Below are 12,657 nucleotides of genomic sequence, written 5' to 3'. Positions count from 1 at the left end.
CACGACAGCCAGCGTCACTCGGTCCAGAAGATTCGCGGATCAGTGAGGCGAGCCATGCATAGCATGCTGTACCACTCCGTCTGCCCGTCAGGCAGGGAGCGATCGTCGGTGGCGAGCTCGCGCATGCGCTGCGAAAGCGAGGCCATCATCTGACGCAACTGGTCTATCGAGCCGCGCGACAACTTGACGGTTTCGAGCTGCCAGACCGACTGCGGGTCGTGGAAGTCCATCGCTTCGAAATGCCGGCGCATCGTGTCGTCCACTGCCCGCCGCAACGGGCCGCCTGGTATCCACTCCGGGTGCCGCACGGTCAGCAGTCGTACACGGTTGCCGGGAAACAGGTCGAGCAACCGGAGTTTTTCCAGCCACCTGAGGTGAAGGAAGATGTCCGCGTCGTTCAGCTCGAACTCCTGCTGTATCTGCCGGGGCGTCCAGTCATAGCGCAACAGCAGGAAGATGAACGCCGTGAACGGCGCATCGGCCAGCCCCTGCTCCTGCGCGGTGCTCAGCGAGTGAATCTTGCTATCGCTTCGCCGCGCCGCCAGTTCGGCCAGATCGATCAGGCGCACGCCCGCCATGGAACAGACCGACTCGAGCATCGATACGCTCAGACCATGCCCGGTCAACTTGCGCTTGATGGTTGTCTCGCTCAGGTTCAACTGCTCGGCGATATCGCAATAGCGGATATTGCGATCCTTCAACAGACGCTTCAGCTCCACGAGCAGCAGCGATTCATCGGTGGCGCCATCGAGGTTCTTCGGATGCATGGTCGGGCGTGTTCCAGTCGCACATTCGGAGCGTTCGCAACGCCGTGCCGAGTGTCGCGGTTCGGTGGGCATGGAGGTTGGGCAGGCACTATATCTCCCGCCAACGCGGCTGAGTAGGCGGTGCGTACCGGTCGCCCGCCCTGGGGCGCAGGCAGCTATCGGTCGATAGCTGCCGCTTGAGGGAGGCAGCTGATAGACGCGTTCTGTTATTTCTCTCCGGCAGGGTCAACCTCTGCCCCCATCTCTCTACAACTCGTTGGTGAGATCGGATGCAAGCCGTGGTCAGGAGGCCGTTTTCTCGGGCGGCCTGATGCTGTTCGGCGCGCTCTTCGCTTTGAACTCCTACTTGCACAGCCACCTGGTCGTCTCTTACGCCAAGGAGGAAGGTGTGTCGCTGTATGCATCAAGCGCAGCGTCGGTTTCTTAGCCTTTCCTACCCAAGCTCCTACACTTGTCGATTGGGATGAGGAGCTGTAGGCATGTACTCCGGGGTGTTGTCGGCTGGTGATGTTCCTGGTTCGCGGAGAGCTGTTCTTGTCGTTTGCCCCATACCTGATCGCAACGCTCAAATGCTCGTGGATCCATTCACTTCGTTCTGGCGGCATCTTTGTGGGCTTCGTCCATCGGACCCCGCTCCTGTCGTCGATGTGCCGATAAAGACTCCGCGCTTGCCGGCGCCTGTCGCGCCACGGCATTGAGCTTCACCCCATAGTGGAGACTAGACGATGAGGACACTGCGAACGGGCGCGCTGGCACTGGCGGCATGCCTGACCTTGGCGACGAGCATTGCCCGTGCCGAAGAGGTACCCATGATCACCGGCGAACAGTGGATTAAGTCGTCGGAGCAGCTCAAGAAGGTCTACCTGATCGGCATTGCCAATGCTTACCAGGTGGAAGCGGCCTATTACGCGCCGAAACCGCCGACCGACGCCCAGAGCCTGATTCCGCGATTCGGCCGGGGCCTGAAGGGGCACACGCTCGACTCCGTACGCGAAGGGCTCAACCAGTGGTACTCGGCTCACCCCGACCAGGTTAAACGGCCTGTCATCGAGACCATCTGGTTCGAGATGGTCTTGCCCGGTCTTCAGCAGAACAAGTAGCGGAGATGAACATGAAACGGTTCCTCTCGTTCACCCTGATTCTTACCGCAGCCAGCGTGATCGGCTGCACCTCGATGACTTCCGAACAACAGGGAACGGTGAGCGGCGCGGCCATCGGTGCCGCAGCCGGCGCCGGCATTGCCGCCATCGCCGGTGGCAGTGGCTGGACAGGCGCGGCGGTTGGCGCCGTCGCTGGCGGGGTTGTCGGCAATATAAGAGGCAGGCAGCAGCAGAAGTAGGCGATGACAAGCAGCCCATCGTCAACGAGTGGGGCAGGCGGAGCACTCCTGCCCTGCCCCTCCTTTCGTGCCTGCTTCTGTCTCGTGCCCGGTGCGAACCTGCACTCCACGTCCAGGCTTCAGGGATAGCGGCTCGCCTGCCACCCATTCCGGTCAATCGGCCGAGGCCGGCACCTCGTCACGAAAGCCCGAGGGACTCAGCCCGGTCCAGCGCTTGAAGGCCCGGCGGAATCCGCGCACGTCGCTGTAGCCCAGTGCTTCGGCGATGCGTTCGATGGGCATTTCCGGGTTGCCCAGCAGGCTCATGGCACGCGCGCGGCGCACTTGCTCCTGCAAGGCGTCGAAGGTCATGTCGTGTTCGCTCAAGCGGCGACGCAGGGTGCGGCTGCTCATGTTGAGGTCGCTGGCGACCTTGTCGATATGGCTGCCGTAAGGCAAATCGCGGGCGATCGCGCGCTCTACCGTCTCCAGCAGTCCCATCCTCTGCTGCACCTGGGCGCACTCCGACTCCAGCAGCTTGAGCGCCTGGCGCAGGGCAACGGGGTGGTGGCTGGGCAGTTGCAGGTCCAGCCAGTGGCTGGCAATCACCATGCGATTGTGCAGGCAGCCGAAATGCAGGTTCGGCCCCAGCAGGCGAACGTACTCGGCCTCGTAGCTCGGCGCGGTATGGGTGAACTCGAAGCGCAGGGGCTGGAAACCGGTACCGATCAGCGTGCGGTTGTAGACCAGCAGACTGGCGAAGAACTCCTCCACCGCGAACACCTGGACATCGGCGTAAGGCAGACGGCACTCGACTTCGACGAAGCTCTCCTCGGGGCCTTCCAGCAGGTTGCAGACCGCCATGCTGCCGGTGGTGTGCTGGAAGCGCCGGCCGATCTCGAAGGCGTCGCGCAAGGTCCTGCACAGCGACAGCACGTGACCGAGCAGACCGAGGGTGCCTAGCACATTGTGGTGCCCGACCCACAGGCCAAGGCCGCGCTCGGGCAATGCCGCCAGGGCACGCTGGATCATGCTCACGGCCTGACGGTAGGAGATGCGCTGCGCCGGGTCCTGCAGCTCCTCGACGGTGAAGCCGAGCCCAAGGCATAGGCGCTCGCTGTTCACGCCCTTGTCGCTGAGGACCTCGGCAAGGGTCTGCAGCAGAAAGGGTGAAACCAGGGCCAGGTCGAAGTGGGTGTCGATGGGTGTGCTTGGCATGAAGGAGGCTCTCGAACCGGGCGCCTGCAGTTCTTGTTCTGGGGACGGCGCGCGGCGGGGCCATCATAACGCGTTCGCGGGAGCGCCAAGAGCGGGCGTAACAGAATATTACAAGCCTTGTCCGCCAAAGCCCCCTGATTGTCCGGCAATGCCCTGCTTCGCAGAGCCTTGAGCGCTTATTCCTATGGCGCGGGCCGGGCCACGCCCCGGTGCCGTCCGCCAACAAGAACAATGAGCTCAAGCATGCACACCATCCATCTCCCCAGGCTGCCCCTGGCAGCCGCCCTCCTCGCCGCCGCTTCCCTTTCGTTACCGGCCCTGGCCACCGAAAACGGCGTCGACAACATCGGCCCCGGCACCGACGGCTTCTTCGTCCTGCCGCTGGACGTCAACAACCTGCCGGACAACATGTTCGCGTTCAACCTCTACTACAACCACTACGAGGCGACGAAGCTGGACATCAGCTCCCTCGGCGGCAAGGTGCCGGGGGTGAAAATCACTTCCGATGCCATCATCCCGCGCCTGGACTACCTCAGCCCGCTGCGGGTATTCGGCGGCCGTCTCGGCGGCTATGTCGCGCAGCCGTACATGCGTCAGCAGGTCGCCATGTTCGGCATGGAGGGAGAACGCAACAGCCAGGGCGACACCACGGTCGCGCCGATTATCCTCTGGGACATGGGCAAGAACCTGACGGTCGGCGCCGCGCTGGAGATCACAGTGCCCACCGGCGACTACAACGCCGCACGCCTGGCCAACACCGGCAACAACTTCTACACCTACAAGCCGCTGCTCTCCGCGACCTGGCTGCCCACCGAGAACACAGAGCTGTCGGGCAAGGTCACCTACAGCTTCAACGAGGAAAACCACGACACCGACTACCGCTCCGGCCAGCTGTTCCACTTCGACTACTCGGCCAGCTACCGGGTAACCGACGACCTGTATCTCGGGGTGAACGGCTACTTCCTCAAGCAGACCACCGACGACAAGCAGTACGGCAAGACCGTGACCTTCATGGGTGAGGACGTGGACGACGGCGTGCGTGGCCAGGTGTTCGCCATCGGCCCCGCCGCGCACCTGACCTTCCTCAAGTACGCCAGTGTCGAGCTGCGCTGGGCCAAGGAGTTCGCGGTGGAGAACCGCCCCGAAGGCGAGATGCTCTGGGCCAAGCTGACCCTCCCGTTCACCCTCTGAGGGCGAAGCGGGCAGAAAAAAACCTCAGGTCGATGACCTGAGGTTTTTTTGTTCCGGCGTTCCGGCGCTTAACTGTAGACCGGCCAATGCTCGACGATGCGGCCGTCGCGCACCGCCAGCAGATCACCGAACTGCAGCAGGATAGATTCGGACTGGGTCGGGCGCAGGAACACCTGGTCGTCCACCTTCAGGCCCACGGCGCCGGAGCCGTTGACCATCTCCTGGTTGGAGCTGCGCCCGTACAGACCGTTGAATTGCAGTCCGGCAGGTGATTCGGGCTCGGCCAGCCAGTTGCCGCCATAGATGAAGAAGGTCTCGCGCTGGTTCGGGTCCCACCAGGAGAACAGCGCCGACTTGTCGTCCAGCGCGGGAATCTCGACCGCGCCGGTGCTCTTCAGCACCGGGGTGGCGATGAAGGCCGCCGGCTGGTGCTCCACCAGCGAAGGCAGGTCGTAATGGGTCGGTTTGAGCAGCGCGGAACCCACCGACACCTCGCTGCTGGTGCGCTCGTGCTCGTGCATCCGGTAGCTCGGGCTGCCGGCGGTATTCAGCGTCAGGTCCGGCCGCCAGAGCGTGGCATGTAGGGTGCGGGCGTAGTCGACGAAGCCGTCGTAAAGCGTCATGACCTTGGCGAACAGCACTTCCGGCGAGCCGAGGATGCCGGGCACCCCCATGCCGACGAAGGGGTCGTAGCCCATGAAGCCGGCGAACTCCAGGTGCTGCGGGTTGGCGCCGATCAGGCTGAGCATCCGCCCCAGGGTCGCGTGGTCCGCCACGCCGCCGCGGTGCAGGCCGACATCCAGTTCGATATTGATCCGTAGCCGGGTCTTCAGGCCCTGGGCGAGCGCCAGGTACTGCTGCAGGCGCTCGGGGGTATCGAGCAGCCATTGCAGTTGGGTAGTCGGGTCGAACGGGCCACGATGATTCTCGTAGAACTCCTGCGCCGAGCGCACCGGCAACGGCTTGCCGAGCAGCAGGTCGGCGTCGGGGAAGCGTTCGGCGTCGTGGTTGAGGAAGGGCTGGTGGAACGACATCAGCCGGCGGGTGCCGGCACGTTTGGCGATGTAGTCGAGCAGCTGCGGAGACGGCAGGGACTTCTCCACCAGGCGCAGGTGCTTGCCGGTGCGCTGCACCGACTGCATGACCACGTCGATGTTGTGATCCAGCCGGTCCAGGTCGATCAGCATCACCGGCCGCATGGGCCCGTGTTCCTTGAGTTCGCGGTTCAATCGGGCGAAGTAGTCGCTGTACGGGGCGCCCTTGTCGGCCGGGCGCAACCAGGCGCCGGCACTGGCGAGCAGGACCCCTGCCCCGGCGGCGCCGACGATGAAATTGCGTCGATTCATGCACTCTCCTTCCGTGTCAGGCCACGCCCAGGATCGAGGACAGATGGGCATTGAGGAACTTGCCCTGGGGGTCCAGATCCCGGCGTACCTCGGTGAATTCCTTCCAGCGCGGGTACAGCGGCTGCAGGGTGCGCGCGTTCAGCGTGTGCAGTTTGCCCCAGTGTGGCCGGCCCGCATACTTCCAGAAGATCGGCTCGATGGCCGCGAAGAAGTTGTGGTGGTCCATGCTGTAGTGCTGGTGCACGGAGATCGAGCAGCTGTCGCGGCCTTCGAACATGCTCAGGGGAATATCGTCGGCCTTGACGTAGCGGTACTCGATGGGGAACCAGGTGCGCAGGTCCTTGTCGCGGATCAGCTTGAGGATCTCCCGCAGGCAGGCCGGACCGTGCTCGGCGGGGATCGAGTACTCCATCTCGTTGAAGCGGACGTTGCGGACGTTGGCGTAGACCGCGTAGGAGTCAGCCACGCGCTCGTCGAAGCTGGCGATATGGCGCAGGCTGTTGAGCAGCGCCCGGCGCGCGGCCGGGAAGTCGCTGCCGTACTTGTCGAGCTTCTCGATCAACCCGACGAATTCGTTGCCACCCTCCTCGGCCGGGTCCCGCGGTGGCGTGGCCGGATCGCTGGTCTCGTTGAGCGCCACGGACAGCGCATAGTCGGAATGGGTGATCACCAGCATCTCCCAGTGCTGGTTCTCGCGGGTGTTCTTCTCCACGTCTTCCAGCAGTTCCTCGGTGCTGGCGATCCACTGCCGCTCGCGCAGGCGGTAGGCCTCGCGGTTCTGCAATCGAACCCGGGTCGCCACGCCAAAGGCGCCAAGGGAAACCCGCGCCGCGTTGAACACCTCGGGGTGGCGCTGGGCGTCGCAGTCCAGCACCTCGCCGGTGGCCGTCACCAGTTGCAGGCCGGTGATGTGGGAGGAATAGGAGCCGAAGCCGACGCCGGTGCCATGGGTCGAGGTGGAGATCGCCCCGGCCAGCGTCTGGTAATCGATGTCGGACATGTTCGGCAATGCCTGGCCGATCTCTTTCAGCGCCGGGCCCATGAGCGACATCGGCGTGCCGGCGGCGAACTCCGCCTGCAGCGTCTTGGCGTCATGGCCGAGCAGACCGTTGAAGTAGCTGAGCGAGACCAGCGTGCCGTCGGTGGGCACCAGGGGGCTGAAGGAATGCGCCGAGCCTACCGGGCGGACCTTGCCTTCGGCCTGGCGGATGACCTGTACCAGCTCGTCCAGGCTCTGTGGCGCCAGGCGCGCCGCCGGCAGGCAACTCTGCCCGCCGGACCAGTTGCGCCACGGGATCAGGCGTGGAGTGCGAGCCAATTGCGCCATGACCGGGTGGGTGAAGAGTGTCGCGAATGCACCGGCAACGCCGGCGCGCTGCAGCAGCTGGCGTCGAGTGAGCTGTATGGTCATCAGAGCACCTTGTGATTATTGGATGGGCTGACCGGACATGAAGGAAATCAGCGCCAGGAATTCGTCTTCCGAGCACTGCATGCACATCCCCATGGGCGGCATGCCCTTGTAGCCATTGATGCTGTGGTCGAGCAGGCTGTCCGCGCCCTGGGCAACCCGTGGCCGCCAGGCCTGCAGATCGCCGGCCTGAGGAGCGCCGGACGCCGGGTTGGCATGGCAGGTCTTGCAACTGGTGTCGTAGATCTTCGCCAGGGCCTTGTCGGCCGGGGCCAGGGTGGCGGAATGGACCGGCGCGCTCGGGCGGGCGTCATCCCCGCAGCCGCCGAGCAGCCCGACCAGGGCCAGCAGGGCAGCCGGCAGCAGTGGTGTTCTGGATATCGACATGGTGCTCCCCTCTTCTACCGCGCCGGGTGGTGGCACGGATTCTTGTTGTATGGGCAGAGAGCAACGTTAAGTCAGGCGCGGCTCGGCGCTGAGGGCATTGGCGGCCAACAAGGGGGGATTAACAGGACAGCGTCACCGCTCCCGGCGGCACTTGGGGCGCGTTCGCGAGTGACGCGGAAAGTCCGATGCGCCGGCACCTGGACGAGGAAGGTTGCAGCAACCGGCGGTGGAATCGACCGGCCGATCACCCGGGTACGCCAGCCTCAACGGGCCGGCATGCCCTCCCCCTGCCCTTGCACCAGCGAACTGAGCACGGCCCTCAGCTTCCCGGGGCGTACCGGCTTGTTCAGCAGCGGGATGTCCAGCCGTTGCAGCGCCCTGCGGCACTCGTCGCTGCGGTCGGCAGTGATCATCACGGCGGGGATGCTGGTTGCGTACTTGTCCCGCAACGCCTTCACGACCTGGCAGCCCGTTTGGCCGTAGTCCAGATGGTAGTCGGCGATGACAATGTCTGGCACCCGCGAGCCCAGGGCCGCCTCGGCGCTTTCAAGGTCGGTCGCTGTCAGGACTTCGCAACCCCATTGGCCGAGCAGCGCCGACATGCTGTAGAGAATCGTCTCTTCGTTGTCGATCACCAACAGGCGCCTTCCCGGCAGTGGGTCCCCCGTGCTTTGACGGGGCGCAGTGGGGGCTGCCTGGCGGACCGGCAGTTCATCGGCCAGCGGGATTTCGATGGCGAACAGCGAGCCCCGGCCCGGCGTCGAGCGTACCTGGACTTCGCAGCCGAGCAGGCCAGCGATGCGCTCGACGATCGCCAGGCCCAGGCCCACACCCTGGCGCTCGGCGGCGCGGCCCACATCCAACTGATTGAACTCGCGGAAGATCGCCAGCAGTTGGTCCGCCGGAATGCCCCGCCCGGTGTCCCAGACCTCAAGGCGCACGCGCTCGCCACGGCGGCGCGCCGCCAGCAGTACGCCGCCCTGCTGGGTATAGCGGCAGGCGTTGCTGAGGAAGTTGCGCAGGATGCGTGAAACCAGATGCGCATCGGTGCGCACCCGTAACTCGGGAACCCGCGTGCGTAGTTGCAGGCCAGCGGCGCGTGCCACGCTGTCGAACTCCGAAGCCAGCGGCCCGAGCAGCTCGTCCAGGTCCAACGATTCCGGATTGGGACGGATCGCGCTCTGGTCCAGGCGGGAGATTTCCAGCAGATCGCTGAGCAGGTTCTCCGCACCCTCCAGTGCCTGGTGCGTGCGCTCCACCAGTTGCCGTTCGCTCGCTGGCAACTGCCGCTCGCGAAGCGTCGAAAGCAATAGGCGCGCGGCGTTCAGCGGCTGCAGCAGGTCGTGGCTGGCTGCCGCCAGGTATTTATCCTTGGACAGGTTGGCCGCCTCGGCGGCGTCGCGCGCTTCGCGCAATTGCTGGTTGAGCGTCTCCAGCTCGCGGGTACGAGCGGCGACGCGCTGCTCCAGCTCCTGGTTGAGGGTCTGCAGGCGCTGCTGGGCCTGGATGCGCTCGGTGATGTCGGCGACGAAGCCTTCCACCAGCCCCTCTTCGTCCGGCTTGAGCAGCAGGTTCATCAACACGCCGACGTGACTGCCGTCCTTGCGCTGCAGCCGCGTCTCGTAGCCGAACAACCCGCCCTGCGCCTGCAGCAGCTCGCGGATGCGGTGCATCTCCGCCTCGCCGCCGACAAACAGCTGGCTTGCCATGTCCTGCAGGTTCCACAGCACCTGCTGCGGGTCGTCATAGCCGAGCATGTGCGCCAGGGCCGGGTTGGCGGCGCGCAGGCCCTGGCTCAGGCTGGCCTGGAAGATGCCGTGGACGGCGTTCTCGAACAGCCATTTGTAGCGATTGCGCTCGGTTTCCAGCTCATCCAGGCGCGCCACCAGTTCCGGGTAGTGGCTCTTGCGCGCGGAGTGGCTGCCGAGGCCGAGCAGCCCGGCCAGGGCCTGTTGTTGCTGCTCGTCAGAGGGCCTCGCCATACACCACCTCGACATCGCGCAGGCTGGACTCGCGAGGGTTGGTGAGGATGCACGGGTCCTGCATCGCATGGCGCGAGAGGAAGGGAATATCGGAACTGCCGACGCCGTGCAGGCCGAGGCTTTCATGGAAGCCCACAGCGTTCTTCAGGGCGATCAGGTGCTCCACCAGACGCTGACGTATCTGCGCGTGGTTCATGCCCCGGCAGTCGATGCCGAGGGTCTCGGCGATCACCTTGAAGCGCTCCGGCGCGGCGCTGTAGTTGAAGGCCACCACGTGCTCCACCAGCACCGCGTTGCACAGGCCATGGGGCAGGTCCAGGTAGCCACCGAGGCTGTGCGACATGGCGTGCACCGCGCCCAGGATCGCGTTGGAGAACGCCAGGCCCGCCTGCATGCTGCCCAGCATGATCTTCTCACGCAGGGCGATGTCGCCGGGATTGGCGATCATCTGCACCAGGTTGCCGTTGATCAGCCGCATGGCCTCCAGTGCGTGGGGGTCGGTGAGCGGTCCGTGGCCGGTGGAGACGAAGGCCTCGATGGCGTGCACCAGCGCGTCGATGCCAGTGCAGGCGGAGAGGAACGGGTCCATGGTCAGGGTGGTTTCCGGGTCGATCAGCGACACGTCGGGCACTACCGCTTTGCTGACGATGGAGAATTTCATCCGCTCGTCCTGGTTGGAGATGATCACGAACTGGGAGACGTCCGCCGAGGTGCCGGCGGTGGTCGGGATCAGGATCAGCGGCGGACTGGGCACGCGCAGGGTGTCCACGCCCTCGAACTCGAGGATGTTGCGGCCGTGGGCGGCGACGATGCCGATGCCCTTGGCGCAGTCCATCGGGCTGCCGCCGCCGACTGCGACGATGACGTTGCAGCCCTCGCTGCGGTAGACCTCGGCGCCGCGCATCACTTCCTCTACGCGCGGGTTGGGCGAGACATCGGTGTAGCGGCAGAAGGGAATGTCCTGGGCGGCCAGGCTGGCTTCGATGTCGCCGACCCAACCGGCGGCGAGTACACCGGGGTCCGACACCACCAGCACCTTGCGCGCGCCGAAGGTTTTCACGTAATTGGCGACATTGTGCCGGCATCCGGCACCGAAAATGATCTCTGGCGAGACGAATTTGCGCAGTTGGCTGAGCTCGTGAGACATCGGGCGCTCTGTCGTTATTGTTATGGATATTTCCGGCAGCCTACTGCATCCGTCAGGTATTGCAATGCGACCTTGGCAGACGTTTCAGACAGCCAGCAGCGCCCGGTAGAAACGCCACTCCGCCTCCAGCGCATGGGCCAGGTTGGCGCTCAGGCGGAAACCGTGGCGCTCGCCTGGGTAATGATGGGCCTCCACCGGCACGCCGCGCTGGCGCAGGCTGTCGACCATGGCGTTGGTTTGCGATGGCACCACCACCGCGTCCAGGTCCCCCTGGAAGAAGATCACCGGCGCGTGGATGTGCGCGGCCAGCAGCACCGGCGTGCGCTCGCGGTAGCGCTCGGCGTCCTGTTGCGGGTCGCCGATCAGCCAGTCCAGGTAATCCGCCTCGAACTTGTGGGTCACTTGCGCCAATGCCTGCGGATCGCTGACGCCATAGAGGCTGGCGCCGCCGCGCAGGCCCGGTAGCCGTGCCAACGCCATCAACGCGCTGTAGCCGCCGGCGCTGGCGCCGCGCACGAAGACCCGCTGGCGGTCGATGCGCCCTGCCCCGGCGAGGAAATCCAGCGCGGCACCGATGTCCTCCACTTCCACCTGGCCCCAACCCAGGTGCAGACGCTCGCGGTAGGCCCGGCCGTAGCCGCTGCTGCCGCGATAATTGAGGTCGGCCACGGCAAAGCCCCGGCGCGTCCAGAACTGGATGCGACCGTCGAACACCGGGTAGCTGGCCGAGGTCGGTCCTCCGTGCAGGAACACCACCAAGGGCGGCGCCGAGTCCTTGCCGTCAGGCGGGTAGAAGGCGCGGGGTGGATAGAAGAAGCCATGACCGCACTCGTCGGTGCCCACCGGGTAATGGAAGGCCTCCCCTCGGGACAGCTCGGCTTCGGCCAGTGGACGCTCGCCGCCCGCCAGGACCTGGGTGGAGCCGTCGGCGCGGCGGATCGCCAGCAGTGTCGGCAGGCGGTCCGGCGCGGCGGCGATGCAATAGAAGTGGTGCGCATCCGCGGCCAGGGAACGGAAGCGGCTGTACTCCGGCGCAAACCGACGCTCCCCGTTGCGGTCATAAAGCACCAGCATGCCGCGCCCGTCTTCGTAACGGGTTGCCAGCAGGCGGCCGCCCGCCAGCGGCAGGAAGGTGCGTCCGCCCAGCTGCCAGGGGGCGCCGGCGTGGTCGGCAGACGCGGACGGCAGAACTCCGAGTCCTTCCCGGTACGGCTGCCAGTGACCGTCCAGATCGCTCAACCAGTGCAAGTGACTGTCGTCGCAATAGCGTGGCTGCTGGATGGATTCGTGGCTCGTCTGCCCGGCCAGGCAACGCTGCTCGCCAGCGAAGGCTTCGCACAGGCGGGTGCGAGTCCAGGGTTGGTGCGGGCGATCCCACTCGACCCAGGCAACTCGCTCACCACGGCCGCCAGCGACGGGCGATGCATAGAAGTCAGCGCCCTCCGCGATCACCCGGCGGTGCCCATCGGCGTCGAGACGAACGATCCGGTGGCGCACTTCACCCTGGCCGCCTTCCTCCTCCACCGCCAGCAACGCGTTCCAGGCGGCGACGTAGTGCAGGTCGCCATAGCGGCAGTCGCTGCGCTGGGTGACCGATCGAGGGGCGCCCGCCAGTGGCAGCCAGCGCACCTGCTGGTCGCTCTCTTCCACCCAGGCCACCCCATCGGCGGTGACGCAGCAGGAGCCGCCGCCGTACTCGTAGACCCGGCTGCGCACCGAGGCGCCGGGTGGCGTCAGCTCGACGCTCTGCCCTTCACGGCGGAGGAACAGCCGGCAGCGTGCGCTGGCGGGGTCGAACGCAGCCCACAGCAGTCCACCGTGGGCCACGTGCAACTCGGCGAAATCCCCGGCGGCGGCTACCGCGCGTTCGGCGCTCCAGTCGTTGCGTTCCAC

11 protein-coding genes are annotated in these 12,657 nt (G+C 65.6%); 3 read left to right on the top strand and 8 right to left on the bottom strand.

Going from position 1 to position 12,657, the window contains the following annotated elements; translation table 11 throughout:
* Window positions 1-14 precede the first annotated feature (14 nt).
* Complete coding sequence (locus GA645_RS13910; protein ID WP_178119543.1) at window positions 15-767, bottom strand: helix-turn-helix domain-containing protein; 753 nt, start codon at window positions 765-767, stop codon at window positions 15-17.
* A 725-nt stretch (window positions 768-1,492) separates the two neighbouring features.
* Between GA645_RS13910 and GA645_RS13905 the strand changes: the two genes are divergently transcribed.
* Window positions 1,493-1,867, top strand: a complete 375-nt coding sequence (locus GA645_RS13905) for a hypothetical protein (protein WP_152223609.1) — start codon at window positions 1,493-1,495, stop codon at window positions 1,865-1,867.
* Between the two features lie 11 nt (window positions 1,868-1,878).
* Window positions 1,879-2,106: a YMGG-like glycine zipper-containing protein gene (locus GA645_RS13900; RefSeq protein ID WP_152223608.1), complete on the top strand. Its 228-nt coding sequence runs from the start codon at window positions 1,879-1,881 to the stop codon at window positions 2,104-2,106.
* 153 nt (window positions 2,107-2,259) lie between these two features.
* On the opposite strand, the gene GA645_RS13895 is transcribed toward GA645_RS13900, so the two are convergent.
* Complete coding sequence (locus tag GA645_RS13895; RefSeq protein WP_152223607.1) at window positions 2,260-3,303, bottom strand: AraC family transcriptional regulator ligand-binding domain-containing protein; 1,044 nt, start codon at window positions 3,301-3,303, stop codon at window positions 2,260-2,262.
* Window positions 3,304-3,546: 243 nt separating this feature from the next.
* Between GA645_RS13895 and GA645_RS13890 the strand changes: the two genes are divergently transcribed.
* Complete coding sequence (locus GA645_RS13890; protein ID WP_152223606.1) at window positions 3,547-4,494, top strand: transporter; 948 nt, start codon at window positions 3,547-3,549, stop codon at window positions 4,492-4,494.
* Between the two features lie 68 nt (window positions 4,495-4,562).
* Here GA645_RS13890 and GA645_RS13885 read toward each other — a convergent pair whose 3' ends face one another.
* The 6 genes from GA645_RS13885 to GA645_RS13860 all read right to left on the bottom strand — a co-directional run bounded on the left by GA645_RS13885 (window position 4,563) and on the right by GA645_RS13860 (window position 12,657).
* Window positions 4,563-5,771: a DSD1 family PLP-dependent enzyme gene (locus tag GA645_RS13885; RefSeq protein ID WP_178119625.1), complete on the bottom strand. Its 1,209-nt coding sequence runs from the start codon at window positions 5,769-5,771 to the stop codon at window positions 4,563-4,565.
* 85 nt (window positions 5,772-5,856) lie between these two features.
* Entirely contained in the window at window positions 5,857-7,167 is a 1,311-nt protein-coding gene (locus tag GA645_RS13880; protein WP_178119624.1) for a D-arabinono-1,4-lactone oxidase, read from the bottom strand.
* Window positions 7,168-7,266: 99 nt separating this feature from the next.
* Window positions 7,267-7,635 (bottom strand): cytochrome c5 family protein, encoded by a 369-nt coding sequence (locus GA645_RS13875; RefSeq protein WP_152223603.1) that lies wholly within the window; start codon window positions 7,633-7,635, stop codon window positions 7,267-7,269.
* 263 nt (window positions 7,636-7,898) lie between these two features.
* Entirely contained in the window at window positions 7,899-9,617 is a 1,719-nt protein-coding gene (locus tag GA645_RS13870) for a NahK/ErcS family hybrid sensor histidine kinase/response regulator (protein ID WP_152223602.1), read from the bottom strand.
* The gene (gene ercA, locus GA645_RS13865) at window positions 9,601-10,764 is read right to left on the bottom strand and encodes an alcohol dehydrogenase-like regulatory protein ErcA (protein WP_152223601.1); all 1,164 of its coding nucleotides are present in this window, start codon (window positions 10,762-10,764) and stop codon (window positions 9,601-9,603) included. The genes GA645_RS13870 and ercA overlap by 17 nt, the downstream gene beginning before the upstream one ends.
* Before the next feature lie 84 nt (window positions 10,765-10,848).
* Window positions 10,849-12,657, bottom strand: a complete 1,809-nt coding sequence (locus GA645_RS13860; protein WP_152223600.1) for a S9 family peptidase — start codon at window positions 12,655-12,657, stop codon at window positions 10,849-10,851.

This window comes from Pseudomonas sp. SCB32, from assembly GCF_009189165.1.
Classification (GTDB): Bacteria; Pseudomonadota; Gammaproteobacteria; order Pseudomonadales; family Pseudomonadaceae; genus Pseudomonas.
This window is presented reverse-complemented; position numbering and strand designations above follow the sequence as displayed.